The organism is Cupriavidus sp. 10L45, assembly GCF_056395225.1.
This window is the reverse complement of record NZ_JBFTJC010000014.1, coordinates 161198-183305: the sequence shown is the minus strand read 5'-3', so window position 1 is coordinate 183305 and position 22108 is coordinate 161198. Positions and strand designations below refer to the sequence as shown.

The following is a 22108-nucleotide window of genomic DNA, read 5'->3' as shown; positions in this document are numbered from 1 at the left end:
GGAAATGGTCATGCCGGGCGACAACGTGTCGATCACGGTCAAGCTGATCGCCCCGATCGCCATGGAAGAAGGTCTGCGCTTCGCTATCCGTGAAGGCGGCCGTACCGTCGGCGCCGGCGTCGTGGCAAAGATCCTCGACTAAGCAATTGTTCCTGGGACATGTCCTCGGGCATGTCCCCTTTTATCTGGGCGCACGCGCTCATCGCTCTTTCAAGGAAATATCATGCAGAACCAGAAGATCCGTATCCGCCTGAAGGCTTTCGACTATCGCCTGATCGACCAGTCGGCAGCCGAAATCGTGGATACCGCCAAGCGCACGGGCGCGATCGTCAAGGGCCCGGTGCCCCTGCCGACCCGCATCCAGCGTTTTGACATCCTGCGTTCGCCGCACGTCAACAAGACCAGCCGCGATCAGTTCGAGATCCGCACCCACCAGCGCCTGATGGACATCGTCGACCCGACGGACAAGACCGTCGACGCGCTGATGAAGCTGGACCTGCCGGCCGGCGTGGACGTCGAGATCAAGGTGTAAGCTTGCCTGACCCGGGCCGGTCCTCCGGCCCGCTGCAGCACAGAACGGCGGACGCAAGTTCGCCGTTTTTGCTTCCGGGCAACACGTGTTCTGCCCGGATGGCGCCTGCATCGGCCCGCAACGTGCCGAAATTTACCGGGAAGTGCGGAAATCGTCCCCCTTCCCGGCAAAAAAGAGCCAGCACCCTCAAGAAAAGGCGCCGTGCATGTTGCCCTTTCCAAACTACTGCGATATAGTGTAAGGCTACCCGTTTATCCGGGTAGTGGGGACCGTTTTGGTCGTGCGCAATCCTTTTCGCGCAACCCGCACATCGCACAGTTTTCGTGTATCAATCAGCCCCGGCCAATCGCAGCTGGGAATGGAGCAAACCATGAGCCTTGGCCTTGTAGGTCGCAAGGTTGGCATGACCCGTATTTTCACGGACGACGGTGATTCGATTCCCGTTACCGTGGTCGAGGTCGGCGACAACCGCGTGACGCAAATCAAGACGGACGAGACCGACGGTTATACCGCCGTTCAAGTCACCTTCGGCAGCCGCCGCGCAAGCCGCGTTACCAAGCCGCTGGCGGGTCACCTCGCCAAAGCCGGCGTGGAAGCCGGTGAAGTCATCAAAGAATTCCGCATCGATGCAGCCAAGGCTGCCGAGCTGCAAGCTGGCAGCTCGCTCTCCGTCGACCTGTTCCAGGTTGGCCAGAAGATCGACGTGCAGGGCGTGAGCATCGGTAAGGGCTACGCCGGTACCATCAAGCGCTATCACTTCGCATCGGGTCGTGCCTCCCACGGTAACTCGCGTTCGCACAACGTGCCGGGTTCCATCGGTATGGCGCAGGATCCGGGCCGTGTGTTCCCCGGCAAGCGCATGACCGGTCACCTGGGTGATGTCACCCGCACCGTCCAGAACCTGGAAATCGCCAAGATCGACGCAGAGCGCAAGCTGCTGCTGGTCAAGGGCGCCATTCCTGGCTCCAAGGGCGGCAAGGTCGTCGTTACCCCGGCCGTCAAGGCCAAAGCCAAAGCTTAAGGAGCGCATGTAATGGAACTCAAGCTCCTCCAGGACAACGGCCAGATCGGCGCCGGCGTTGCCGCGTCGCCTGAAGTGTTCGGCCGTGACTACAACGAAGCCCTCGTTCACCAGATCGTCGTCGCTTACCAGGCCAACGCGCGTAGCGGTAACCGTAAGCAGAAGGATCGTGAAGAGGTCAAGCACACGACCAAGAAGCCGTGGCGCCAGAAGGGTACGGGCCGTGCTCGTGCCGGTATGTCTTCCTCGCCGCTGTGGCGCGGGGGTGGTCGTATCTTCCCGAATTCGCCGGAAGAGAACTTCACCCAGAAGGTCAACAAGAAGATGTTCCGTGCCGGTATGCGCTCGATTTACTCGCAGCTCGCACGTGAAGGTCGTATCAACGTGGTGGACGGTTTCACTGTCGACGCGCCCAAGACCAAGCTCTTGGCCGACAAGTTCAAGGCCATGGGCCTGGACTCGGTGCTGATCATCACCGACAGCCTCGACGAGAACCTCTACCTGGCTTCGCGCAATCTGCCCCACGTGGCAGTCGTGGAGCCGCGCCAGGCTGACCCGCTGTCGCTCGTGCACTACAAGAAGGTGCTCGTGACCAAGGCCGCCGTCGCGCAGATCGAGGAGTTGCTGAAATGACGCAAGTAGCCAAGAACGATCATCGTTTGATGCAGGTGCTGCTCGCGCCGGTGGTTTCCGAAAAGGCAACCCTGGTCGCCGACAAGAATGAACAGGTCGTGTTCGAAGTGGCTCGCGATGCCAACAAGGCAGAAGTGCGCGCAGCCGTCGAACTGCTGTTCAAGGTCGAGGTGCAGTCCGTTCAGATCCTGAACCAGAAGGGCAAGCAAAAGCGTTTTGGCCGCTTCATGGGCCGTCGCAACCACGTAAAGAAAGCTTACGTGTCGCTGAAGCCGGGTCAGGAAATCAATTTTGAAGCGGAGGCCAAGTAATCATGGCACTCGTCAAGACCAAGCCGACTTCCCCGGGCCGCCGCTCGATGGTGAAGGTCGTGAACAACGACCTGCACAAGGGCGCCCCGCATGCTCCGCTGCTGGAAAAGCAATTCCAGAAGTCGGGCCGTAACAACAATGGTCATATCACCACCCGCCACAAGGGCGGTGGTCATAAGCACCACTATCGCGTGGTCGACTTCAAGCGCAACGACAAGGACGGCATCCCCGCCAAGGTCGAGCGCCTGGAATACGATCCGAACCGTAGCGCCAACATCGCGCTCGTGCTGTTCGCCGACGGCGAGCGCCGGTACATCATTGCCACGAAGGGCATGGTGGCTGGCCAGCCGCTGATGAACGGCTCGGAAGCGCCGATCAAGGCCGGTAACAACCTGCCGATCCGCAACATCCCGGTCGGTACCACGATCAACAACGTGGAAATGCTGCCTGGCAAGGGTGCGCAAATCGCCCGCGCTGCTGGTGGTTCCGCTGTGCTGCTGGCCCGCGAAGGCGTGTACGCCCAGGTGCGTCTGCGCTCCGGCGAAGTGCGTCGCGTGCACATCGAGTGCCGCGCCACCGTTGGTGAAGTGGGTAACGAAGAGCACAGCCTGCGCGTCATCGGCAAGGCCGGTGCGACGCGTTGGCGCGGTATTCGCCCGACCGTCCGCGGCGTGGTGATGAACCCGGTGGATCACCCGCACGGTGGTGGTGAAGGCAAGACCGCCGCTGGTCGCGATCCGGTTTCGCCGTGGGGTACCCCGGCCAAGGGTTACCGTACCCGCAGCAACAAGCGCACTGCCAGCATGATCGTGCAGAAGCGCCACAAGCGTTAATCGGTAGGTAGGAGCCTAGAACATGACACGTTCCGCAAAAAAGGGTCCGTTCTGTGACGCCCACCTGCTGAAGAAGGTGGAAACGGCTGCAGGCGGCAAGGATAAGAAACCCATCAAGACTTGGTCGCGTCGCTCGACCATTCTGCCGGAGTTCATTGGCCTGACGATCGCCGTTCACAACGGCCGTCAACACGTGCCGGTGTACGTTACGGAAAACATGGTTGGCCACAAGCTCGGCGAATTTGCGCTCACGCGCACGTTCAAGGGCCACGCGGCTGACAAGAAAGCCAAGAGGTAAGGTGCCATCATGGAAGTGAAAGCGATTCATCGCGGTGCCCGTATCTCCGCCCAGAAGACGCGTCTGGTTGCTGACCAGATCCGCGGTCTGCCGATCGAGCGTGCGCTCAACGTCCTGACGTTCAGCCCGAAAAAGGCTGCCGGGATCGTGAAGAAGGTGGTCGAATCGGCCATCGCCAACGCCGAGCATAACGAAGGCGCCGACATCGACGAGCTGAAGGTCAAATCGATCTTCGTCGACAAGGCAACCTCGCTCAAGCGCTTCACGGCACGGGCAAAGGGCCGCGGCAACCGCATCGAGAAACAAACCTGTCACATCACTGTGACGCTCGGCAACTAAGGAGTCACGATGGGACAGAAGATTCATCCGACTGGCTTCCGTCTGGCCGTCAGCCGTAACTGGGCTTCGCGTTGGTACGCCAACAACACGAAGTTCGCCGGCATGCTGAAAGAAGACATCGAAGTTCGCGAGTTCCTGAAGAAGAAGCTCAAGAACGCATCGGTTGGCCGCGTCGTGATCGAGCGTCCTGCCCGCAATGCCCGTCTCACCATTTATAGCTCGCGTCCGGGCGTGGTGATTGGCAAGAAGGGTGAGGACATCGAACTGCTCAAGGCCGAGCTGCAACGCCGCATGGGTGTGCCCGTGCACGTGAACATCGAGGAAATCCGCAAGCCGGAAACCGATGCGCAGCTGATCGCCGACTCGATCACCCAGCAGCTCGAGCGCCGTATCATGTTCCGCCGCGCCATGAAGCGCGCGATGCAGAACGCGATGCGCCTCGGTGCCCAGGGTATCAAGATCATGAGCTCGGGTCGTCTGAACGGTATCGAAATCGCACGTACCGAATGGTACCGTGAAGGTCGTGTGCCCCTGCACACCCTGCGCGCCGACATCGACTACGGCTTCTCCGAAGCCGAAACCACCTACGGCATCATCGGTGTCAAGGTGTGGGTCTACAAGGGCGACTACCTGGGCCGCAATGACGCGCCTGTGGTGGAAGAGCCTCAAGAAGACCGTCGTCGTCGCCCGGGTCGTCCGGAAGGCCGTCGCCGTGAAGGCGAAGGTGGCCGTCCGGGTGGCAACCGCCGCGGTGGTGCAGGTGCTGGCGCTGGCGCTGGTCGCCGCGCTGCGCCTGGCGATGCGAAGAGTGGAGAATAAGAATGCTGCAACCGAAGCGTAGGAAGTATCGCAAGGAGCAGAAAGGCCGCAACACGGGTAAGGCTACCCGTGGCAACGCCGTGTCTTTCGGCGAATTCGGCCTGAAGGCAATGGGCCGTGGTCGTCTGACCGCGCGCCAGATCGAGTCGGCCCGTCGTGCGATGACCCGTCACATCAAGCGTGGCGGCCGCATCTGGATCCGGATTTTCCCGGATAAGCCGATCTCGAAGAAGCCCGCCGAAGTCCGTATGGGTAACGGCAAGGGCAATCCGGAATACTACGTGGCTGAAATTCAGCCGGGCAAGATGCTGTACGAAATGGATGGCGTGAGCGAAGAGCTGGCACGTGAGGCGTTCCGCCTCGCGGCCGCCAAGCTGCCGATCGCCACGAATTTCGTGGTGCGTCAGGTCGGGACGTAAGGAGAGCAGGGATGAAAGCATCCGAACTTCGCGGCAAGGACGCCGCAGGGCTGAACCAGGAGCTCTCCGAGCTTCTGAAGGCCCAATTTAGCCTGCGCATGCAAAAGGCCACCCAACAGCTGCAGAACACCAGCCAGCTGAAGAAGGTGCGCAAGGACATCGCGCGTGTGCAAACCGTGCTGAGCGAAAAGGCAGACGCGAAATGACTGAAGCTGCAAAGACTGAAACGTCGCTTCGCCGGACTCTCGTAGGCCGTGTCGTTAGCGACAAGATGGACAAGACCGTTACGGTCCTGATCGAAAACCGCGTCAAGCATCCTCTGTACGGCAAGTACGTGCTGCGTTCGAAGAAGTACCACGCACACGACGAAGCCAACCAGTACAAGGAAGGCGACAAGGTCGAGATCCAGGAATCGCGTCCGCTGTCGCGGACCAAGTCCTGGGTGGTTTCCCGGCTGGTAGAAGCTGCGCGCGTCATCTAAGAACAACAGTTCTTCGCTGACTTGCAAGTCCAGGGTTATGTTGCTATAATCCTGGACTTCCGCTTTGTAGCGTTCGTCGAAGCTTCACCAACACGGCGTACCTCTGAAGCGAGCCAAGGCCTGGTGGTCCTGGAGTTGTCCGGGCTGCCTGGTGACTACCGACTTCCAAGTTGATCAACCCAAGCGGTACTGGCGTAAAGCCGGGGCCGACGGGACCAAGACTGACCGGCGGACTTCCATCTTGAGAAATCCGGCGGATTAAGTTGGGAAGATAACACCATGATTCAGACAGAAAGCCGGCTCGAAGTGGCCGATAACACTGGTGCGCGCGAAGTGCTGTGCATCAAAGTGCTGGGTGGGTCCAAGCGCCGCTATGCGAGCGTGGGCGACATCATCAAGGTGACCGTCAAGGACGCAGCGCCGCGCGGTCGCGTAAAGAAGGGCGATATCTACAACGCCGTCGTTGTACGTACCGCCAAGGGCGTGCGCCGTGCAGACGGTTCGCTCGTCAAGTTCGACAGCAATGCCGCTGTCCTGCTGAACACCAAGCTCGAGCCGATCGGCACCCGTATTTTCGGGCCGGTGACTCGTGAACTCCGTACCGAGCGCTTCATGAAGATCGTGTCGCTCGCACCGGAAGTGCTGTAAGGAGCCGCCATGAACAAGATTCGTAAAGGCGACGAAGTCATCGTCCTGACCGGCAAAGACAAGGGCAAGCGCGGTACCGTGCAAGCCATGCTCGGCGACAAGGTCGTTGTGGAAGGTGTGAACGTTGCCAAGAAGCACGCTCGCCCGAACCCGATGCTGGGCACCACCGGTGGTGTGGTCGACAAGGTCATGCCGCTGCATATTTCCAACGTTGCGCTCGTGGATGCCAATGGCAAGCCGTCGCGCGTCGGCATCAAGGTTGAAGAGGGTAAGCGCGTGCGCTTCCTGAAGTCGACCGGCGCCGTCGTGGCCGCTTGATTCTGGGCACAGATAGGAGTTGAGCATGGCAGCACGTCTGCAAGAGTTTTACAAAGAGAAGGTTGTGCCGGCGCTCATGGAGCAGTTCGGTTACAAGTCGGTCATGGAAGTGCCGCGTATCACCAAGATCACCCTGAACATGGGTCTTGGCGAAGCCATCAATGACAAGAAGGTCATTGAACTGGCCGTGGGCGACCTGACCAAGATCGCTGGTCAGAAGCCGGTTGTGACGAAGGCCAAGAAGGCCATCGCCGGTTTCAAGATCCGCCAGGGCTACCCCATCGGTGCGATGGTGACCCTGCGTGGCGAGCGCATGTTCGAATTTCTCGATCGTTTCGTGACCGTGGCCCTGCCGCGCGTGCGTGACTTCCGTGGTGTGTCGGGTCGTTCGTTTGACGGCCGTGGCAACTACAACATCGGTGTGAAAGAGCAGATCATTTTCCCCGAAATCGAGTACGACAAGATCGACGCACTGCGTGGTCTGAACATCAGCATCACGACGACGGCAAAGAACGACGAGGAAGCCAAGGCTCTCCTGAACGCGTTCAAGTTCCCGTTCCGCAATTAAGGGGTTACCGTGGCTAAACTGGCTCTGATTGAACGTGAGAAGAAGCGCGCCAAGCTGGTGGCGAAGTACGCCGCCAAGCGCGCAAACCTCAAGGCCATTATTGACGACCAAGAAAAGTCGGAAGAAGAGCGTTATCTGGCGCGTCTGGAGCTGCAACAGCTCCCGCGCAACGCGAATCCGACCCGCCAGCGTAATCGCTGCGCGATCACCGGTCGTCCCCGCGGTACCTTCCGCAAGTTTGGCCTGGCGCGTAACAAGATCCGCGAAATCGCCTTCAAGGGCGAAATTCCGGGTCTGACGAAAGCCAGCTGGTAATTACGCACAGGCTACAGGAGAAACAGTATGAGCATGAGCGATCCTATCGCCGATATGCTGACGCGCATCCGCAACGCCCAAGGCGTGCAGAAGGCGTCGGTGGTCATGCCCTCGTCGAAGCTGAAAGCGGCGATCGCCAAGGTCCTGAAGGACGAAGGCTACATCGACGACTTCGCAGTGCAGGAAGAAGGCGGCAAGGCACAACTGAGCATCGGTCTGAAGTACTATGCCGGCCGTCCGGTCATCGAGCGCATTGAGCGCGTCTCGAAGCCCGGCCTGCGCGTGTACAAGGGCCGTAGCGAGATCCCCCAGGTGATGAACGGCCTCGGTGTTGCGATCATCTCGACCCCCCAGGGTCTGATGACCGACCGCAAGGCACGTGCCACCGGCGTGGGCGGCGAAGTTCTCTGCTACGTCGCTTAAGGAGCAAACATGTCCCGTGTAGGTAAGGCTCCCATCTCGCTGCCGAAAGGCGCGGAAGTGAATGTGGCGGCTGGCGTGCTCTCCGTGAAGGGCCCGCTCGGCACGCTGTCCCAGCCGATTCACAACCTGGTCAAGGTCAGTGTCGAGAACGACACGCTGACTTTCGCGCCGGTTGACGAATCGCGTGAAGCAAATGCCCTGCAAGGCACCATGCGCGCCTTGGCGGCAAACATGGTCAAGGGCGTGACCACTGGTTTCGAGCGTAAGCTGAACCTCGTTGGCGTGGGCTATCGTGCCCAGCTGCAAGGCGCTGCGCTGAAGCTCCAGCTTGGTTTCTCGCATGACGTGATCCATGAGATGCCGGAAGGCGTGAAGGCGGAAACGCCGACGCAGACCGAGATCATCATCAAGGGTGCGGACAAGCAGAAAGTCGGTCAGGTTGCCGCTGAAGTTCGCGCGTACCGTCCGCCTGAGCCCTACAAGGGCAAGGGTGTTCGCTACGCTGACGAGCGCGTCATCCTGAAAGAAACCAAGAAGAAGTAAGGGGTGCAATGATGAACAAGAAAGACGCTCGTTTGCGCCGTGCACGTCAGACCCGCGCCAAAATCGCGGAACTGAAAGTCAATCGTCTGACCGTGTTCCGTACGAATTCGCACATTTACGCTCAGGTGTACTCGCCGTGCGGCACGCAAGTGCTGGCATCGGCCTCGACCGCCGAAGCAGAAGTGCGCAAGGAACTGACCGGCAGTGGCGCGACTGTTGCCGCCGCCACCGTGGTTGGCAAGCGCGTGGCCGAGAAGGCCCGTGCAGCCGGCGTGGAAACCGTCGCGTTCGATCGTGGTGGCTTCCGCTTCCACGGCCGCGTGAAGGCCCTGGCTGACGCTGCGCGCGAAGCCGGCCTCAAGTTCTAAGCGCACAAAGAGAGATACGTCATGGCAAAGATGCAAGCAAAAGTCCAGCAGGACGAACGCGACGACGGCCTCCGCGAGAAGATGATCTCGGTCAACCGTGTCACCAAGGTGGTGAAGGGTGGCCGGATTCTCGGTTTCGCTGCGCTGACCGTGGTCGGTGACGGCGATGGCCGCATCGGCATGGGCAAGGGCAAGGCCAAGGAAGTTCCGGTGGCCGTGCAGAAGGCAATGGACGAAGCCCGTCGCAAGATGGTGAAGGTTTCGCTCAAGAACGGCACGCTGCAACACGAAGTCATCGGCAAGCACGGCGCTGCCAAGGTGCTGATGATGCCCGCCAAGGAAGGTACCGGCGTGATCGCCGGCGGCCCGATGCGCGCAATCTTCGAAGTGATGGGCGTGACGAACGTGGTGACCAAGTCGCACGGTTCGACGAACCCGTACAACATGGTTCGCGCCACCATCGATGGTCTGCAAAAGATGAGCACGCCGGCGGAAATCGCTGCCAAGCGCGGCAAGTCGGTTGAAGACATCCTCGGCTAAGGTGAACGAAATGTCGCAACAAACCGTAAAAGTGCAACTCGTGCGCAGCCTGATCGGCACGCGCGAGGATCACCGCGCCACCGTTCGTGGCCTGGGCCTGCGCCGCATCAACTCGGTGTCGGAGCTGCAGGACACGCCCGCCGTGCGCGGCATGATCAACAAGGTCTCGTACCTGGTGAAGGTTCTGGCCTGATCCCGGGGACTTGGAGAGCAACATGCAATTGAATAACCTGAAGCCGGCCGACGGTTCGAAGCACGCCAAGCGTCGCGTCGGCCGTGGTATCGGTTCCGGCCTGGGCAAGACCGCCGGTCGTGGTCACAAGGGTCAGAAGTCGCGTTCGGGCGGCTTCCACAAGGTGGGTTTCGAAGGCGGCCAGATGCCGCTGTATCGTCGCCTGCCGAAGCGTGGTTTTACCTCGCTGACCAAGGCGTTCAACGCCGAGGTGACCCTGCGTGACATCGAACGCCTGGAAGCTGCTGAAGTGGACCTGCTGGTCCTGAAGCAAGCTGGCCTGGTGGGCGACCTGGTCAAGAACGCCAAGGTCATCAAGGCTGGCGAACTGACCCGCAAGGTAACGATCAAGGGTCTGGGCGCCACCGCTGGTGCCAAGGCCGCGATCGAAGCCGCTGGCGGCCAGATCGCTGAGTAATTCTGCAGCAGTATTCGCAGCATAGGCGAAGTCACAGTCGGAGCATCGTTTGGCCACGGCGAAACCCAATGCAAGCGCGCAGGCTAGGAACACGGCGAAGTACGGCGATTTGAAGCGTCGGCTGATGTTCCTGGTGCTGGCCCTGATCGTCTACCGCATCGGTGCACATATTCCGGTGCCGGGAATCGATCCGGAACAGCTCGCGAAGCTTTTCCAGAGTCAGTCGGGTGGCATCCTCGGGATGTTCAACCTGTTCTCGGGCGGTGCGCTGTCGCGCTTTACCGTCTTCGCGCTCGGCATCATGCCGTACATCTCGGCGTCGATCATCATGCAATTGCTGACGATCGTGCTGCCGCAGCTGGAGACGCTGAAGAAGGAAGGGCAGGCAGGGCAACGCAAGATCACGCAGTACACGCGTTACAGCACGGTGGTTCTGGCCACGTTCCAGGCGCTGTCGATTGCGGTCGCGTTGGAGTCGCAGCCGGGTCTGGTCATCGATCCGGGCCTGATGTTCCGGGCGACGGCGGTGATCACGCTGGTGACCGGTACGATGTTCCTGATGTGGCTGGGTGAGCAGATCACCGAGCGTGGTCTGGGCAACGGCATCTCGATCATCATCTTCGGCGGTATCGCGGCGGGCCTGCCCAACGCGATCGGCGGACTGTTCGAACTGGTCCGCACGGGGTCCATGAGCGCGTTCGCAGCGATTGTCATCGTAGCGATCGTGGTCGGTGTGACCTTCGCCGTGGTGTTTGTCGAGCGGGGTCAGCGCAAGATCCTGGTGAACTATGCCAAGCGTCAGGTCGGCAACAAGGTGTACGGCGGTCAGTCGTCGCACCTGCCGCTGAAGCTGAACATGGCAGGGGTGATTCCGCCGATCTTCGCATCGTCGATCATCCTGTTCCCGGCGACGATCGCGGGCTGGTTTACGTCCGAGTCGACGGGCGCGGTGGGACGGTTCATCAAGGACCTGGCCGCTACGCTGTCCCCGGGCCAGCCGGTCTACATCCTGCTGTACGCTGCTGCAATTGTTTTCTTCTGCTTCTTCTATACGGCTCTGGTGTACAACAGCCGGGAAGTTGCGGATAACCTGAAGAAAAGCGGTGCCTTCATTCCGGGCATCCGTCCGGGCGAGCAAACGACGCGCTATATCGACAAGATCCTGGTGCGCCTGACGCTGGCTGGTGCGATTTACATCACACTGGTCTGCCTGTTGCCGGAATTCCTGGTGCTGCGCTGGAACGTTCCGTTCTATTTCGGCGGAACCTCGCTGCTGATCATCGTGGTCGTCACGATGGACTTCATGGCCCAGGTACAGTCCTATGTCATGTCGCAACAGTATGAGTCGCTGCTGAAGAAGGCGAATTTCAAGGGTAATCTGACCTTGCGTTGATGCCGGGTCGGAACAGGCTCTAGGTATGGCAAAAGACGACGTCATCCAGATGCAAGGGGAGGTCCTGGAAAATCTCCCCAACGCGACGTTCCGCGTCAAGTTGGAGAACGGCCACGTAGTACTCGGGCATATCTCGGGCAAGATGCGAATGAACTACATCCGGATACTTCCGGGTGACAAGGTGACTGTCGAGCTGACCCCATATGATCTGTCACGCGCACGCATCGTCTTCCGGACGAAGTGAAGCGAACAGGAATTGAAGGAAAGAGGAAAATCATGAAAGTGCTGGCTTCTGTGAAGCGCATTTGCCGTAACTGCAAAATTATCAAGCGCAACGGTGTCGTGCGCGTGATCTGCTCGTCGGATCCCCGCCACAAGCAACGCCAAGGCTAATCGGAAAGAGGATTGACGAATGGCACGTATCGCAGGGGTTAACATCCCGAACCATAAGCATACCGAAATCGGCCTGACGGCTATTTACGGTGTTGGCCGCTCGCGCGCTCGCAAGATTTGCGAGGCCACCGGTGTTCCGTTTGACAAGAAGGTCAAGGACCTGACCGACGCCGACCTGGAAAAGCTTCGTGACGAAGTGGGCAAGGTCACGGTCGAGGGTGACCTGCGTCGTGAAACCACGATGAACATCAAGCGTCTGATGGACCTTGGTTGCTATCGTGGCGTCCGTCACCGCAGGGGCCTGCCGATGCGCGGCCAGCGTACCCGCACGAACGCCCGCACCCGCAAGGGTCCGCGTAAGGCCGGCGTGGCTCTGAAGAAGTAAAGCCGAAGGCATAGGAAGAAACTAATGGCAAAAGGTCCGAACAACGCCGCCCAGCGCGCGCGTAAGAAGGTCAAGAAGAACGTTGCCGACGGCATTGCGCACGTCCACGCTTCGTTCAACAACACCATCATCACGATCACCGACCGTCAGGGCAACGCCCTGTCGTGGGCGACCGCCGGTGGCCAGGGCTTCAAGGGTTCGCGCAAGTCGACCCCCTTCGCTGCCCAGGTTGCTGCCGAGAACGCCGGCCGCGTGGCGCAAGACCAGGGTATCAAGAACCTGGAAGTGCGCATCAAGGGCCCTGGTCCTGGCCGCGAATCGGCTGTCCGCGCACTGAACGCGCTGGGCATCAAGATCGCCGTGATTGAAGATGTGACGCCGGTGCCGCACAACGGCTGCCGTCCGCCGAAGCGCCGCCGTATCTAAGCGCCCGGTTGGTCCGGAGGCGAGCAGGGTTTCTCGCTCGTCCCCCGAGATGTGGTAATATCGCGCGTTGACCTGCTGCAATTCATTGCGGCAGGTTTTCGTTTTGCGTTCACGCTTTGTAGGGTGCCAGGTAACCGGCGCACTCGGTGTGGGCGATCGTCATGCTTTTGCGTTGCCTCCGCGTGGCCCAGGCCGCTGTGGATGAAGAACCATAAGCCCACCGTCCGTCACATGCAGATGACGGACTCGCGGCGCGTCCGAATGGCGTCGCGATCGTTCAAAGGAAGATAAAGTGGCACGTTATACCGGCCCGAAGGCCAAACTTTCCCGCCGCGAAGGCACAGATCTGTTCCTGAAGAGCGCCCGTCGCTCGCTGGCCGACAAGTGCAAGCTGGACAGCAAGCCTGGCCAACACGGCCGCACCTCGGGTGCCCGTACGTCCGACTACGGCAACCAGCTGCGTGAAAAGCAGAAGGTCAAGCGTATCTACGGCGTGCTCGAACGTCAGTTCCGCCGCTACTTCGCCGAAGCCGACCGCCGCAAGGGCAACACGGGTGAAAACCTGCTGCAACTGCTGGAATCGCGCCTGGACAACGTCGTGTACCGCATGGGCTTCGGCTCGACCCGCGCTGAAGCGCGTCAGCTCGTGTCGCACAAGGCGATCCTGGTGAACGGCATTGCCATGAACGTGCCGTCGGCCCAGATCAAGTCGGGCGACATCATCACCGTGCGCGAACAGTCGAAGAAGCAAGTGCGTATCGCTGAAGCACTGTCGCTGGCCGAGCAGTCGGGTTTCCCGACCTGGGTGGCCGTGGATTCGAAGAAGTTCGAAGGCACCTTCAAGCAAGCTCCGGATCGCACCGATATTTCGGGCGACATCAACGAAAGCCTGATCGTCGAATTGTATTCGCGTTAATCGCCGAACCGATCATCGGACGATTCAGCGCTTGCCCCTACCGCAAGGCTTCGCTTTCAGCCCGACGCGCCGTTTGGCGCGCCGGGCTTATTGCCCATCGTGCGATGGGATTTTCGGGTTCCAAACGTCAGCCTTATCGGTGTAACGAGCCGAGGGTATTGAAAAGGACAACCTAATGCAAACAGCACTCCTCAAGCCAAAAATCATCGCCGTCGAACCGCTTGGCGACCATCACGCCAAAGTCGTGATGGAGCCGTTCGAGCGCGGCTACGGCCATACGCTCGGTAACGCCCTGCGTCGCGTGCTGCTGTCGTCGATGGTCGGCTATGCCCCGACCGAAGTCACGATCGCTGGGGTGGTCCACGAGTATTCCACCATCGATGGCGTGCAAGAAGACGTCGTCAACCTGCTCCTCAACCTGAAGGGCGTGGTGTTCAAGCTGCACAACCGCGACGAAGTCACGGTGTCGCTGCGCAAGGATGGCGAAGGCGTTGTCACGGCTGCCGATATCGAGCTGCCGCACGACGTCGAGATCATCAACCCGGGTCACGTGATCGCCCATCTGTCTGCCGGCGGCAAGCTGGACATGCAGATCAAGGTCGAGCAAGGTCGCGGCTACGTGCCGGGCAACGTGCGCAAGTTCGGCGACGAGTCGGGCAAGGTCATCGGCCGCATCGTGCTGGACGCGTCGTTCTCGCCGGTCCGCCGCGTGTCGTACGCCGTGGAATCCGCTCGTGTGGAACAGCGTACCGACCTGGACAAGCTGGTGATGAACATCGAAACCGACGGCGTGATCTCGCCCGAGGAAGCGATTCGTCAGTCGGCCCGCATCCTGGTTGACCAGCTGTCGGTGTTCGCCGCGCTGGAAGGTACCGAGTCGGCCGCCGAGGCCGCCTCGAGCCGCACGCCGCAGATCGATCCGATCCTGCTGCGTCCGGTGGACGACCTCGAGCTGACGGTGCGTTCGGCCAACTGCCTGAAGGCCGAAAACATCTACTACATCGGCGATCTGATCCAGCGTACCGAGAACGAACTGCTCAAGACCCCGAACCTGGGTCGCAAGTCGCTGAACGAGATCAAGGAAGTCCTCGCCTCCCGTGGCCTGACGCTCGGCATGAAGCTCGAGAACTGGCCGCCCGCAGGTCTGGAGAAGTAATTGGCGGCGCGGGATTCCGGCAACGGGGTCCCGCCTGTCATCGCGCCAAGGGCATGTTGCCTGCGGCATTGAAGCACTACCGGCCCGCGCCCGTGCCTTTGCATTGGCGATAGAAGAGCTGGTCAAACACTGAAATCGAAAGGAATCATCATGCGTCACCGTCATGGTTTGCGGAAACTGAACCGCACCTCGTCGCACCGTCTCGCGATGCTGCGCAACATGTCCAACTCGCTGTTCCAGCACGAGCTGATCAAGACCACCCTGCCCAAGGCCAAGGAACTGCGCAAGGTTGTCGAGCCGCTCATCACGCTGGCCAAGAAGGACACCGTTGCCAACCGCCGTCTGGCTTTCGCCCGTCTGCGCGACCGCGACATGGTCACCAAGCTGTTCACCGAACTGGGCCCGCGCTACAACGCTCGTCCGGGCGGCTACACCCGTATCCTGAAGTTCGGCTTCCGTCAGGGCGACAACGCGCCGATGGCGCTGGTCGAACTGGTGGATCGTCCGGAAATCACCGAAGCCCCGGCTGAAGAAGCTGCGGAATAAGTGATAGCCGTGCCCGTCCTCGCTGACGGGCAATCGAGCACCGCTTTACAATTGAGCCAGGCTTTTGCCTGGCTCTTTTGTTTTTGGCGACGTTTTCCGAGAATGACATGACCGTTTCAGAATCCGCTCATATCCAGCCGGCCGGCGAGGCGGCAGAATCGGTGCTCGTGGCGATGACGAACCTGCCAGACGAGGCCTCGGCGGCGCGCCTGGCACGGGCAGTGCTGGCGGCCCGCGTGGCGGCCTGCGTGAACCGGCTCGCGCCGTGCCAGTCCGAGTACTGGTGGCAGGGCAAGCTGGAGCAGGCGCAGGAATGGCCGTTGCTGATCAAAACCACGCGCGTCCAGTATGCGGCCCTTGAGGCGGTGATCCGCGCCGAGCATCCTTATGATGTGCCGGAGCTCGTCGCGTGGCCGGTTGGAGCAGGATTTGCGCCATATCTGGCCTGGGTGCGGGAGGAAGCCAGCGGCATGCCCACTGGCGACGCCAACGCGCCGCGCTAACACTTTGAAGAATCGGAAAAGCGACATGGGATCGACGGGAACGGGCATCGGCATGGGGTGGAACGCCGTTGCGGAATGGCAAATGCAGGGTCGGCGGGTGCGGCAAATCGTCGCAATGCTGCTGATGCTGTGCGCCTGCCTGATGCTCGGGCGCGTGGCCCATGCCGCGACCGAGGAGGATTTCCTGCCGCCCGAGAAGGCATTCCGGTTCGCGGCGAAGCAGGTGGACCCGCAGACCATCGAAGTCCGCTTCGATGTGGCCGATGGCTACTACATGTACCGCGAGCGGTTTGCGTTCGCCACCCAGCCGGCCACGATCAAGCTCGGGCCGCCAGTGTTGCCGCAGGGCCAGGTTCATTTCGACGAGACCTTCGGCAAGGACATGGAGACCTATCGCGGCAGCGTGGTGGTGCGCGTGCCTGTGGTCCAGGCCCCCGCCGATGGCAGCTGGTCGCTGGTCGTGACCTCGCAGGGCTGCGCGGACAAGGGGCTCTGCTATCCGCCGATGGAGAGCATTTACAAGGTGGGCGGGTCGGTGCTCGGCAACCTGTTCGGCGACCGTACGACACCCGCACCTTCCACGCAGGCGCCGGCAACGCCTGACCAGCCTGCTGCATCCGCTAAGGCGCCGCCGGTCACATCCGGGGCCATCGCACTGCGGGATGACAACGATCGCATTGCCGGGGCGCTGGCAAGCCGCAATCTGGGTCTCATCGCCGCGCTGTTCTTCGGACTGGGGCTCCTGCTGACCTTCACGCCGTGCGTGTTGCCGATGGTGCCTATCCTGTCGTCGATCGTTGTGGGCGAGCATGTGACGCGCGGTCGGGCGCTGCTAGTCTCTCTGGCCTACGTGCTGGGGATGGCGGTGGTCTACACCGCTGTGGGCGTGGCGGCCGGCCTCGCCGGCGAAGGGCTTTCCGCCGCGCTGCAGAACCCGTGGGTGCTAGGCGCATTCGCCGCGCTGATGGTGGCGCTCGCGCTGTCGATGTTCGGCCTCTATGAACTGCAACTGCCCCAGCGCTGGCAGACACGGCTCACGGCATCCTCAAACCAGCGCCAGAGCGGCCAGATTTTCGGCGCTGCGGCCATGGGGGCGATTTCGGCACTGATCGTCGGCCCGTGCGTGACCGCGCCACTGGCCGGTGCGCTGGCCTATATCGCCCAGACTGGCGATGCGTTCACCGGCGGTGCGGCGCTCTTCGCAATGGCCATTGGCATGGGGGTGCCCCTCGTGCTGGTGGGCGTGGGTGCTGGCAACCTGCTGCCCCGTGCGGGCAAGTGGATGGAGGCTACCAAGCGCTTTTTCGGATTTCTGCTACTTGGCGTCGCGCTCTGGATGGTGACGCCCGTGGCGCCGGTGTGGGCCGTGATGGTTGCCTGGGCCGCGCTGCTAATCGTGGCGGCGGTCTATCTGGGAGCTTTCGATGCGCTTGGCCCCGACCCGCGCGGACTGATGCGGCTGGGCAAGGGCCTGGGCCTGCTGGCCGCGCTGGCGGGTGCGATCCAGCTGGTGGGGCTCGCCTCGGGCGGACGGGATCCGTTGCAGCCGCTGTCCCACCTCGGGGTGGTGACTTCGGGTACCGCACCGCAGGCGCGTGCGGATCACATTCGATTCGAGCGCGTCCGTTCGGTGGCAGAACTCGACGCCCACGTGGCGCAGGCAGCCGCCAGTGGTCGGCCGGTGTTGCTCGACTTCTATGCCGACTGGTGCGTGAGTTGCAAGGAAATGGAGAAACTGACTTTTCCGGATGCGAAGGTGCGCGCCAGGCTTACCGACGTCGTTCTGTTGCAGGCGGACGTCACCGCCAACAATGCCGACGACCGCGCGCTGCTGAAGCGTTTCGGGCTGTTCGGGCCCCCTGGCATCATCCTGTTCGGCCCTGATGGGCGCGAGCGCCCGGTCCGCGTGATCGGCTATCAGACGGCCACGCGCTTCCTGGACAGCCTCGAGCGCGCGCTCGGCCCCAAGACGCGTACCTGAACCAGCGTCAGCGGTCCAGCCAGCGGCCAATCGCCCAGATCGTGCCGATGGTGGCCACCACGCCGCCCATCAGGCCGATCGACCACCAGAACCCGTTCGCCTCCCGCAGCCACGGCATTCGATCGAAATTCATGCCGAAGACGCCGGTAATCAGGGTCAGCGGCATGAACAGCGCGGTGATGACGGTCAGCGTGCGCATGGTGCGATTGGTCCGATGGGCCACTGCCGAGAAGTGGATCTGCACTGCCGACTCGATCGAGTCCTCCAGTCGCCGGGCGTGGGCCAGTACGCGCAGGATGTGCTCCATCAGGTCCGCGATGCGGACCAGCAGGACCTCATCGCGGCCCGCCACCACCGTGCCTTCGCCGCCGTCGCCGACGGCAGGATCGTTACTGCTGTAGCGATTGTCGAGCAGGCTGTCGCGGAATTCCTGGAGCGCGTCGCGCTGCTCCTCGCTCAGGTGCTCGAGCCGGCGCAATTGGATCCGGGCGTCGAGCAGACCTTCCCAGCTCGAGAAGTTCTTCTGGGTGCTGAGCAGGGCGCGTTGCCAGCGGTCCAGCTGGCGAGTGAGTGGCGCGCGCAGGTCGAGGTAGCGGTCCACCATCGCATTGAGCAGCCGCAGCATCAGGTCCTCGGGTCGCGTGGGCGGCCGCACGCCATGCACGAGCGGCGTCTGGCCATTGGCGCGCGCGGAGACGGGGCGAGGGGCGCCGCATAGTTCGAGCAGCCGCTGCCGGACCTGGTCGACGGTCCGGGAGGGCCCGGGGCGCACCGTCACCAGCACGCTGTCGAAGACGAAGAAGGTCACGGGCTGGGTGTCGATGCGGGCCAGCGCCGGCAGGAAGCCGGCTGGATACTTGCGCGCGGGCTTCTGCGGCGCGGCGGCGGGTGGCGCAGCAGGCGCCACTGGCACGGTTGCCGCAGGCGAGCCCGCCACGGCAGCCATCCCCGCCGCCGGCATAACCGAGGCTCCGGGCGTACTCACTGCTGCGCCCAATGCAACCCCGCCGGCGCCAGCGTGCGCAGCGTCGGCTTCCGCGAAGAGCCTGCTCGTTTCAAACGTGAGCTTGCGGAAGATCATCATGTCGTACGCATTGGTCGTGTCGAAGAACGACGGATGCGTGGGATTGATGGCATCGACCAGGTGCAGGTCGTGGATCGGCGAGCCGGTCAGGCCCGCCAGACGATCGCGCCACGCGGCCGGCGCCGGGCTGACTTCGTCGAAGAGAAAGTCGGCCCAGACAAAGCGCGCGGCGGCGTTGCCGGCCAGGAAGTCGTGGGCCTCGTCCAGCGTGGCCAGTGGATGGACCTGGCTGGCCGAGAAGCCAAGCAGTTGCATGCGAGGGGATCAGCCGGCCAGCAGCCGCGCGGCGTCGCGCGCGAAATAGGTCAGGATGCCATCGGCGCCGGCGCGACGGAACGCCAGCAGCGACTCCATCATGACCTTGTCGTGGTCCAGCCAGCCGTTCTGCGCCGCCGCCTTGAGCATGGCGTACTCGCCGCTCACCTGATAGACGTAAGTCGGGAAGCGGAACTCGTCCTTCACGCGCCGCACGATGTCCAGGTAGGGCATGCCGGGCTTCACCATGACCATGTCGGCGCCCTCCAGGATGTCCTGGGCCACTTCGCGCAGCGCCTCGTCCGTGTTGGCGGGGTCCATCTGGTAGGTCATCTTGTTGCCCTTGCCCAGATTGGCCGCCGAGCCCACCGCGTCGCGGAACGGGCCGTAGAACGCCGACGCATACTTGGCCGAGTACGCCATGATGCGCGTGTGGATGTGCCCGGCGTCTTCCAGCGCCGCACGCACGGCGCCGATGCGACCATCCATCATGTCGGACGGCGCGACGATATCCACGCCGGCCTCAGCCTGCACGAGTGCCTGCTTGACCAGGATCTCGACCGTAATGTCGTTGATCACATACCCGTTGTCATCGAGCACGCCGTCCTGGCCGTGGCTGGTGTACGGGTCCAGCGCCACGTCGGTCAGCACGCCCAGTTCGGGGAAGCGGTCCTTCAGCGCGCGCACCGCACGCGGCACCAGGCCTTCGAGGCGCGTGGCCTCGATGCCATCAGGCGTCTTGATCGACGGATCGATCACAGGGAACAGCGCGATCACCGGAATGCCGAGCTTCACGCAGTCTTCGGCGATAGGCAGCAGCAAGTCCACCGACACGCGCTCCACGCCGGGCATCGACGCCACTTGCTGGCGCTGGTTCTGGCCTTCCAGGATGAAAACCGGGTAGATCAGGTTGTCGGGCGAGAGACGATTTTCACGCATCAGACGGCGCGAAAAGTCGTCGCGACGCATGCGGCGGGGGCGGTACTCGGGGAAAGTGGACATGTCGGGATCGAGGCAGATTTCTGAACGGAAGCGGGACGAATGCGGGGCGCGCGTCACCGCGAAACCCCGCGGCCAGCCATCTCGATCGCGCGCCGAAAGAAAAACTAAACTTTTGTGCCTGCCCGCTATCATACTCGCGGACACCTTGTGTTGCTTCGCGCAGCGCGGGTGTCCCCCGCTACTCCTCCCTGAGCGGGTACCCGCCCTGAACCGGTGGGAAAGTTCGTCCCCGTTGCTTGCAACGGGGCTTTTTTTTGCCGGTTCGATGGCGGCCCGCCGGCTCAGGCGGCGGGCGCCTCCGGGGCCACGGGCGGCTGGGCCTCGGGCAAGGACAACCATCCGGCCACTACGCGCTGGGCTTCCTCGATGCCGCGACGCTTGAGGCTCGAGAACAGCTGGGCGCTCATCGGCGGGGGATTGTCCATCTGGGTCGAGTACTCGGCCAGGATACGACGCGTCTCGCGCAGGGCGTTGGCGTTTTCATTGTTCGTGAGCTTGTCGGCCTTGGTCAGCAGCACATGGATCGGCCGCCGCGTGGGCAGGAACCACTCCACCATCTGGCAGTCGAGATCCGTGAAGGGGCGCCGCGCGTCCATCATCAGCACCAGGCCGGCCAGTTGCTGGCGCGTCTGGACGTAGTCGGACAGCAGGCCCTGCCAGTGGAACTTGGCCGAACCGGACACCTCGGCGTAGCCGTAGCCGGGCAGGTCGACGAGGAAGGCCTGCGGGTCCGGTACCTTCACCGGCGCCACCGAGAAATAGTTGATGTGCTGCGTGCGCCCGGGCGTGCGCGAGGAGAACGCGAGCCGCTTCTGGTTGCACAGGATGTTGATGGCCGTCGACTTGCCGGCGTTGGAGCGGCCGGCGAAGGCCACCTCGGGGACGGCCGTGGCGGGCAGGTCGCGGAGGTGGTTGACGGTAATAAAGAAGCGAGCCTGGTGTAGGAGCGACATGCGGGTGGTGCGTTGAAGCACGGTGAGGCGTTGAGGCGGACGAGCGCGCGCGCCGTGGGCGCGCGGGCGGAATGCTCGCGCCGCGGGAAGGGGAGCCGGGACGGCTGGTGCGCCGGTGCCACACGGGCAGGGCCAAGACCTGAGCCAAGTCAATCCGGAAAGCGATTTATTGTACAATAACCCGGTTTACGGTCTCCTGAGCGGGTGACGTGTGGCATCCTTGCGGGTTGTAGTGCAGGGTGTCCTGTCCGGTCCGGGGCACCTTCGTGTATCCCGTTCCATCATGATCGGATGCACGATGCTCAGGCCCTTGCAATAAGGCGCGTCCTCACCGCCAGCAGGGGCAGATCGGCATGCATTACGGTGTTCATAACAATTCTGACAAGGTGTGTGCGAATGAACCGCATTGCGAAACTTCTGGGAGTCATGGCGCTGGCTGTACCGGCCGCCGCGATGACAGGGCTGGCATCTGCCGCAGAGCAGGCCGCCGCCAAGGCTGATCCCGCCAAGGGCGAAACGCTGTACACCCAGGGCGCGCCCGATCGCAATGTTCCCGCATGTCTCTCCTGCCACGGCGCCGCCGGCAATAGCGGCGCGGCCGCCAATCCCAAGCTGGCAGGCCAGCAGGCTGAGTACACCCACAAGCAACTCTCCGATTTCAAGGCCAAGACGCGTACTAACGCCATCATGACGCCGTATGCCTCCGCCCTGAGCGATCAGGAAATGAAGGACGTCGGTGCGTACCTGGCCAAGCAGCAGCTGAAGCCGGCCACGGCGAAGAACAAGGATACGATCGAGGCCGGGCAGAAGATCTACCGCGGCGGTATCGCGGCCAAGGGCGTGCCCGCGTGCGCGGCCTGCCATGGCCCGACCGGCGCCGGCATCCCGGCCCAGTACCCGCGCATCGGCGGCCAGTATTCTGAATACACCGAAGCGCAACTGGTGGCGTTCCGCCAGGGCACCCGTAAGAATAATTCGGTCATGAGCACGATCACAGCCAGGATGTCGGATGCCGAGATCAAGGCCGTGGCGGATTACGTCGCTGGCATCCGTTAA

At 62.2% G+C, this 22108-nt stretch carries 36 protein-coding genes; 33 read left to right on the top strand and 3 right to left on the bottom strand.

Going from position 1 to position 22108, the window contains the following annotated elements; translation table 11 throughout:
- The 32 genes from AC1DFU_RS23485 to dsbD all read left to right on the top strand — a co-directional run.
- Window positions 1–142, top strand: a 142-nt coding sequence (locus AC1DFU_RS23485; protein WP_477147380.1) for an EF-Tu C-terminal domain-related protein, incomplete at its 5' end; no start/stop codon positions are given.
- Between the two features lie 81 nt (window positions 143–223).
- The gene (gene rpsJ / locus AC1DFU_RS23480; protein ID WP_006160488.1) at window positions 224–532 is read left to right on the top strand and encodes a 30S ribosomal protein S10; all 309 of its coding nucleotides are present in this window, start codon (window positions 224–226) and stop codon (window positions 530–532) included.
- Window positions 533–902: 370 nt separating this feature from the next.
- Entirely contained in the window at window positions 903–1553 is a 651-nt protein-coding gene (gene rplC, locus AC1DFU_RS23475) for a 50S ribosomal protein L3 (protein WP_092299452.1), read from the top strand.
- A 12-nt stretch (window positions 1554–1565) separates the two neighbouring features.
- A complete protein-coding gene (gene rplD / locus AC1DFU_RS23470; RefSeq protein ID WP_092299449.1) occupies window positions 1566–2186 on the top strand; it encodes a 50S ribosomal protein L4 in 621 nt (206 codons plus the stop codon).
- Entirely contained in the window at window positions 2183–2497 is a 315-nt protein-coding gene (gene rplW / locus AC1DFU_RS23465; RefSeq protein ID WP_092299446.1) for a 50S ribosomal protein L23, read from the top strand. The genes rplD and rplW overlap by 4 nt, the downstream gene beginning before the upstream one ends.
- Window positions 2498–2499: 2 nt before the next feature.
- On the top strand, window positions 2500–3330 hold the full coding sequence (rplB, locus tag AC1DFU_RS23460) for a 50S ribosomal protein L2 (RefSeq protein WP_092299443.1): 831 nt from the start codon (window positions 2500–2502) through the stop codon (window positions 3328–3330).
- 22 nt (window positions 3331–3352) lie between these two features.
- Entirely contained in the window at window positions 3353–3628 is a 276-nt protein-coding gene (gene rpsS, locus AC1DFU_RS23455; protein WP_092299440.1) for a 30S ribosomal protein S19, read from the top strand.
- Between the two features lie 9 nt (window positions 3629–3637).
- On the top strand, window positions 3638–3967 hold the full coding sequence (gene rplV, locus AC1DFU_RS23450) for a 50S ribosomal protein L22 (RefSeq protein ID WP_010812393.1): 330 nt from the start codon (window positions 3638–3640) through the stop codon (window positions 3965–3967).
- Window positions 3968–3976: 9 nt separating this feature from the next.
- Window positions 3977–4786, top strand: a complete 810-nt coding sequence (gene rpsC / locus AC1DFU_RS23445) for a 30S ribosomal protein S3 (protein WP_441593427.1) — start codon at window positions 3977–3979, stop codon at window positions 4784–4786.
- 2 nt (window positions 4787–4788) lie between these two features.
- Window positions 4789–5205 (top strand): 50S ribosomal protein L16, encoded by a 417-nt coding sequence (gene rplP, locus AC1DFU_RS23440; RefSeq protein WP_006576240.1) that lies wholly within the window; start codon window positions 4789–4791, stop codon window positions 5203–5205.
- An 11-nt stretch (window positions 5206–5216) separates the two neighbouring features.
- Window positions 5217–5411, top strand: a complete 195-nt coding sequence (gene rpmC, locus AC1DFU_RS23435; RefSeq protein WP_092299434.1) for a 50S ribosomal protein L29 — start codon at window positions 5217–5219, stop codon at window positions 5409–5411.
- Entirely contained in the window at window positions 5408–5686 is a 279-nt protein-coding gene (rpsQ, locus tag AC1DFU_RS23430; protein ID WP_092299431.1) for a 30S ribosomal protein S17, read from the top strand. The genes rpmC and rpsQ overlap by 4 nt, the downstream gene beginning before the upstream one ends.
- 279 nt (window positions 5687–5965) lie before the next feature.
- Window positions 5966–6334: a 50S ribosomal protein L14 gene (gene rplN / locus AC1DFU_RS23425; protein ID WP_017225233.1), complete on the top strand. Its 369-nt coding sequence runs from the start codon at window positions 5966–5968 to the stop codon at window positions 6332–6334.
- Between the two features lie 9 nt (window positions 6335–6343).
- Complete coding sequence (rplX, locus tag AC1DFU_RS23420; RefSeq protein WP_092299428.1) at window positions 6344–6652, top strand: 50S ribosomal protein L24; 309 nt, start codon at window positions 6344–6346, stop codon at window positions 6650–6652.
- Window positions 6653–6677: 25 nt separating this feature from the next.
- Window positions 6678–7220: a 50S ribosomal protein L5 gene (rplE, locus tag AC1DFU_RS23415; protein ID WP_092299425.1), complete on the top strand. Its 543-nt coding sequence runs from the start codon at window positions 6678–6680 to the stop codon at window positions 7218–7220.
- Between the two features lie 9 nt (window positions 7221–7229).
- On the top strand, window positions 7230–7535 hold the full coding sequence (rpsN, locus tag AC1DFU_RS23410) for a 30S ribosomal protein S14 (RefSeq protein WP_092141234.1): 306 nt from the start codon (window positions 7230–7232) through the stop codon (window positions 7533–7535).
- A 27-nt stretch (window positions 7536–7562) separates the two neighbouring features.
- Window positions 7563–7958 (top strand): 30S ribosomal protein S8, encoded by a 396-nt coding sequence (rpsH, locus tag AC1DFU_RS23405; RefSeq protein ID WP_092141231.1) that lies wholly within the window; start codon window positions 7563–7565, stop codon window positions 7956–7958.
- A gap of 9 nt (window positions 7959–7967) precedes the next feature.
- Window positions 7968–8501 carry a 50S ribosomal protein L6 gene (rplF, locus tag AC1DFU_RS23400; protein WP_092299420.1) on the top strand — a complete coding sequence of 178 codons (534 nt, stop codon included), beginning with the start codon at window positions 7968–7970 and terminating at the stop codon, window positions 8499–8501.
- An 11-nt stretch (window positions 8502–8512) separates the two neighbouring features.
- Window positions 8513–8869, top strand: coding sequence for a 50S ribosomal protein L18 (rplR, locus tag AC1DFU_RS23395; protein ID WP_092299512.1), 357 nt, complete (start codon window positions 8513–8515; stop codon window positions 8867–8869).
- Between the two features lie 21 nt (window positions 8870–8890).
- Complete coding sequence (rpsE, locus tag AC1DFU_RS23390) at window positions 8891–9409, top strand: 30S ribosomal protein S5 (protein WP_092299417.1); 519 nt, start codon at window positions 8891–8893, stop codon at window positions 9407–9409.
- Window positions 9410–9419: 10 nt separating this feature from the next.
- Entirely contained in the window at window positions 9420–9602 is a 183-nt protein-coding gene (gene rpmD / locus AC1DFU_RS23385) for a 50S ribosomal protein L30 (RefSeq protein WP_006160440.1), read from the top strand.
- A gap of 22 nt (window positions 9603–9624) precedes the next feature.
- Window positions 9625–10059, top strand: a complete 435-nt coding sequence (rplO, locus tag AC1DFU_RS23380) for a 50S ribosomal protein L15 (RefSeq protein ID WP_092299411.1) — start codon at window positions 9625–9627, stop codon at window positions 10057–10059.
- 49 nt (window positions 10060–10108) lie between these two features.
- A complete protein-coding gene (secY, locus tag AC1DFU_RS23375) occupies window positions 10109–11452 on the top strand; it encodes a preprotein translocase subunit SecY (protein ID WP_441593426.1) in 1344 nt (447 codons plus the stop codon).
- Window positions 11453–11477: 25 nt separating this feature from the next.
- Window positions 11478–11696: a translation initiation factor IF-1 gene (infA, locus tag AC1DFU_RS23370; protein ID WP_010812378.1), complete on the top strand. Its 219-nt coding sequence runs from the start codon at window positions 11478–11480 to the stop codon at window positions 11694–11696.
- 32 nt (window positions 11697–11728) lie between these two features.
- Window positions 11729–11845, top strand: coding sequence for a 50S ribosomal protein L36 (rpmJ, locus tag AC1DFU_RS23365; protein ID WP_008642959.1), 117 nt, complete (start codon window positions 11729–11731; stop codon window positions 11843–11845).
- A 19-nt stretch (window positions 11846–11864) separates the two neighbouring features.
- The gene (gene rpsM / locus AC1DFU_RS23360) at window positions 11865–12230 is read left to right on the top strand and encodes a 30S ribosomal protein S13 (protein ID WP_092299405.1); all 366 of its coding nucleotides are present in this window, start codon (window positions 11865–11867) and stop codon (window positions 12228–12230) included.
- 24 nt (window positions 12231–12254) lie between these two features.
- Window positions 12255–12656, top strand: a complete 402-nt coding sequence (gene rpsK / locus AC1DFU_RS23355) for a 30S ribosomal protein S11 (RefSeq protein WP_008642963.1) — start codon at window positions 12255–12257, stop codon at window positions 12654–12656.
- A 292-nt stretch (window positions 12657–12948) separates the two neighbouring features.
- Window positions 12949–13572 carry a 30S ribosomal protein S4 gene (gene rpsD / locus AC1DFU_RS23350; protein WP_092299402.1) on the top strand — a complete coding sequence of 208 codons (624 nt, stop codon included), beginning with the start codon at window positions 12949–12951 and terminating at the stop codon, window positions 13570–13572.
- A gap of 175 nt (window positions 13573–13747) precedes the next feature.
- Window positions 13748–14728: a DNA-directed RNA polymerase subunit alpha gene (locus AC1DFU_RS23345; protein WP_092299399.1), complete on the top strand. Its 981-nt coding sequence runs from the start codon at window positions 13748–13750 to the stop codon at window positions 14726–14728.
- A gap of 150 nt (window positions 14729–14878) precedes the next feature.
- Entirely contained in the window at window positions 14879–15274 is a 396-nt protein-coding gene (rplQ, locus tag AC1DFU_RS23340; RefSeq protein ID WP_011299296.1) for a 50S ribosomal protein L17, read from the top strand.
- A gap of 107 nt (window positions 15275–15381) precedes the next feature.
- Window positions 15382–15777: a divalent-cation tolerance protein CutA gene (gene cutA, locus AC1DFU_RS23335; protein ID WP_143093933.1), complete on the top strand. Its 396-nt coding sequence runs from the start codon at window positions 15382–15384 to the stop codon at window positions 15775–15777.
- Window positions 15778–15829: 52 nt separating this feature from the next.
- Window positions 15830–17758, top strand: a complete 1929-nt coding sequence (gene dsbD / locus AC1DFU_RS23330; RefSeq protein ID WP_441593432.1) for a protein-disulfide reductase DsbD — start codon at window positions 15830–15832, stop codon at window positions 17756–17758.
- Between the two features lie 7 nt (window positions 17759–17765).
- On the opposite strand, the gene AC1DFU_RS23325 is transcribed toward dsbD, so the two are convergent.
- The 3 genes from AC1DFU_RS23325 to yihA all read right to left on the bottom strand — a co-directional run bounded on the left by AC1DFU_RS23325 (window position 17766) and on the right by yihA (window position 21052).
- The gene (locus AC1DFU_RS23325; protein ID WP_441593425.1) at window positions 17766–19097 is read right to left on the bottom strand and encodes a magnesium transporter CorA family protein; all 1332 of its coding nucleotides are present in this window, start codon (window positions 19095–19097) and stop codon (window positions 17766–17768) included.
- A gap of 9 nt (window positions 19098–19106) precedes the next feature.
- Window positions 19107–20099 carry a porphobilinogen synthase gene (hemB, locus tag AC1DFU_RS23320; protein WP_092299393.1) on the bottom strand — a complete coding sequence of 331 codons (993 nt, stop codon included), beginning with the start codon at window positions 20097–20099 and terminating at the stop codon, window positions 19107–19109.
- A 281-nt stretch (window positions 20100–20380) separates the two neighbouring features.
- Entirely contained in the window at window positions 20381–21052 is a 672-nt protein-coding gene (gene yihA / locus AC1DFU_RS23315) for a ribosome biogenesis GTP-binding protein YihA/YsxC (RefSeq protein WP_092299390.1), read from the bottom strand.
- A gap of 396 nt (window positions 21053–21448) precedes the next feature.
- Here yihA and AC1DFU_RS23310 point away from each other — a divergent pair, with 396 nt between their 5' ends.
- Window positions 21449–22108, top strand: coding sequence for a c-type cytochrome (locus AC1DFU_RS23310; RefSeq protein WP_441593424.1), 660 nt, complete (start codon window positions 21449–21451; stop codon window positions 22106–22108).

Bases quoted from the DNA above. Each gene is read 5' to 3' on its own strand.
- rpsJ (WP_006160488.1), top strand. From the start codon at position 224: ATGCAGAACCAGAAGATCCGTATCCGCCTGAAGGCTTTCGACTATCGC.
- rplC (WP_092299452.1), top strand. From the start codon at position 903: ATGAGCCTTGGCCTTGTAGGTCGCAAGGTTGGCATGACCCGTATTTTC.
- rplD (WP_092299449.1), top strand. From the start codon at position 1,566: ATGGAACTCAAGCTCCTCCAGGACAACGGCCAGATCGGCGCCGGCGTT.
- rplW (WP_092299446.1), top strand. From the start codon at position 2,183: ATGACGCAAGTAGCCAAGAACGATCATCGTTTGATGCAGGTGCTGCTC.
- rplB (WP_092299443.1), top strand. From the start codon at position 2,500: ATGGCACTCGTCAAGACCAAGCCGACTTCCCCGGGCCGCCGCTCGATG.
- rpsS (WP_092299440.1), top strand. From the start codon at position 3,353: ATGACACGTTCCGCAAAAAAGGGTCCGTTCTGTGACGCCCACCTGCTG.
- rplV (WP_010812393.1), top strand. From the start codon at position 3,638: ATGGAAGTGAAAGCGATTCATCGCGGTGCCCGTATCTCCGCCCAGAAG.
- rpsC (WP_441593427.1), top strand. From the start codon at position 3,977: ATGGGACAGAAGATTCATCCGACTGGCTTCCGTCTGGCCGTCAGCCGT.
- rplP (WP_006576240.1), top strand. From the start codon at position 4,789: ATGCTGCAACCGAAGCGTAGGAAGTATCGCAAGGAGCAGAAAGGCCGC.
- rpmC (WP_092299434.1), top strand. From the start codon at position 5,217: ATGAAAGCATCCGAACTTCGCGGCAAGGACGCCGCAGGGCTGAACCAG.
- rpsQ (WP_092299431.1), top strand. From the start codon at position 5,408: ATGACTGAAGCTGCAAAGACTGAAACGTCGCTTCGCCGGACTCTCGTA.
- rplN (WP_017225233.1), top strand. From the start codon at position 5,966: ATGATTCAGACAGAAAGCCGGCTCGAAGTGGCCGATAACACTGGTGCG.
- rplX (WP_092299428.1), top strand. From the start codon at position 6,344: ATGAACAAGATTCGTAAAGGCGACGAAGTCATCGTCCTGACCGGCAAA.
- rplE (WP_092299425.1), top strand. From the start codon at position 6,678: ATGGCAGCACGTCTGCAAGAGTTTTACAAAGAGAAGGTTGTGCCGGCG.
- rpsH (WP_092141231.1), top strand. From the start codon at position 7,563: ATGAGCATGAGCGATCCTATCGCCGATATGCTGACGCGCATCCGCAAC.
- rplF (WP_092299420.1), top strand. From the start codon at position 7,968: ATGTCCCGTGTAGGTAAGGCTCCCATCTCGCTGCCGAAAGGCGCGGAA.
- rplR (WP_092299512.1), top strand. From the start codon at position 8,513: ATGAACAAGAAAGACGCTCGTTTGCGCCGTGCACGTCAGACCCGCGCC.
- rpsE (WP_092299417.1), top strand. From the start codon at position 8,891: ATGGCAAAGATGCAAGCAAAAGTCCAGCAGGACGAACGCGACGACGGC.
- rpmD (WP_006160440.1), top strand. From the start codon at position 9,420: ATGTCGCAACAAACCGTAAAAGTGCAACTCGTGCGCAGCCTGATCGGC.
- rplO (WP_092299411.1), top strand. From the start codon at position 9,625: ATGCAATTGAATAACCTGAAGCCGGCCGACGGTTCGAAGCACGCCAAG.
- infA (WP_010812378.1), top strand. From the start codon at position 11,478: ATGGCAAAAGACGACGTCATCCAGATGCAAGGGGAGGTCCTGGAAAAT.
- rpmJ (WP_008642959.1), top strand. From the start codon at position 11,729: ATGAAAGTGCTGGCTTCTGTGAAGCGCATTTGCCGTAACTGCAAAATT.
- rpsM (WP_092299405.1), top strand. From the start codon at position 11,865: ATGGCACGTATCGCAGGGGTTAACATCCCGAACCATAAGCATACCGAA.
- rpsK (WP_008642963.1), top strand. From the start codon at position 12,255: ATGGCAAAAGGTCCGAACAACGCCGCCCAGCGCGCGCGTAAGAAGGTC.
- AC1DFU_RS23345 (WP_092299399.1), top strand. From the start codon at position 13,748: ATGCAAACAGCACTCCTCAAGCCAAAAATCATCGCCGTCGAACCGCTT.
- rplQ (WP_011299296.1), top strand. From the start codon at position 14,879: ATGCGTCACCGTCATGGTTTGCGGAAACTGAACCGCACCTCGTCGCAC.
- cutA (WP_143093933.1), top strand. From the start codon at position 15,382: ATGACCGTTTCAGAATCCGCTCATATCCAGCCGGCCGGCGAGGCGGCA.
- dsbD (WP_441593432.1), top strand. From the start codon at position 15,830: ATGGGGTGGAACGCCGTTGCGGAATGGCAAATGCAGGGTCGGCGGGTG.
- AC1DFU_RS23325 (WP_441593425.1), bottom strand. From the start codon at position 19,097: ATGCAACTGCTTGGCTTCTCGGCCAGCCAGGTCCATCCACTGGCCACG.
- hemB (WP_092299393.1), bottom strand. From the start codon at position 20,099: ATGTCCACTTTCCCCGAGTACCGCCCCCGCCGCATGCGTCGCGACGAC.
- yihA (WP_092299390.1), bottom strand. From the start codon at position 21,052: ATGTCGCTCCTACACCAGGCTCGCTTCTTTATTACCGTCAACCACCTC.
- AC1DFU_RS23310 (WP_441593424.1), top strand. From the start codon at position 21,449: ATGAACCGCATTGCGAAACTTCTGGGAGTCATGGCGCTGGCTGTACCG.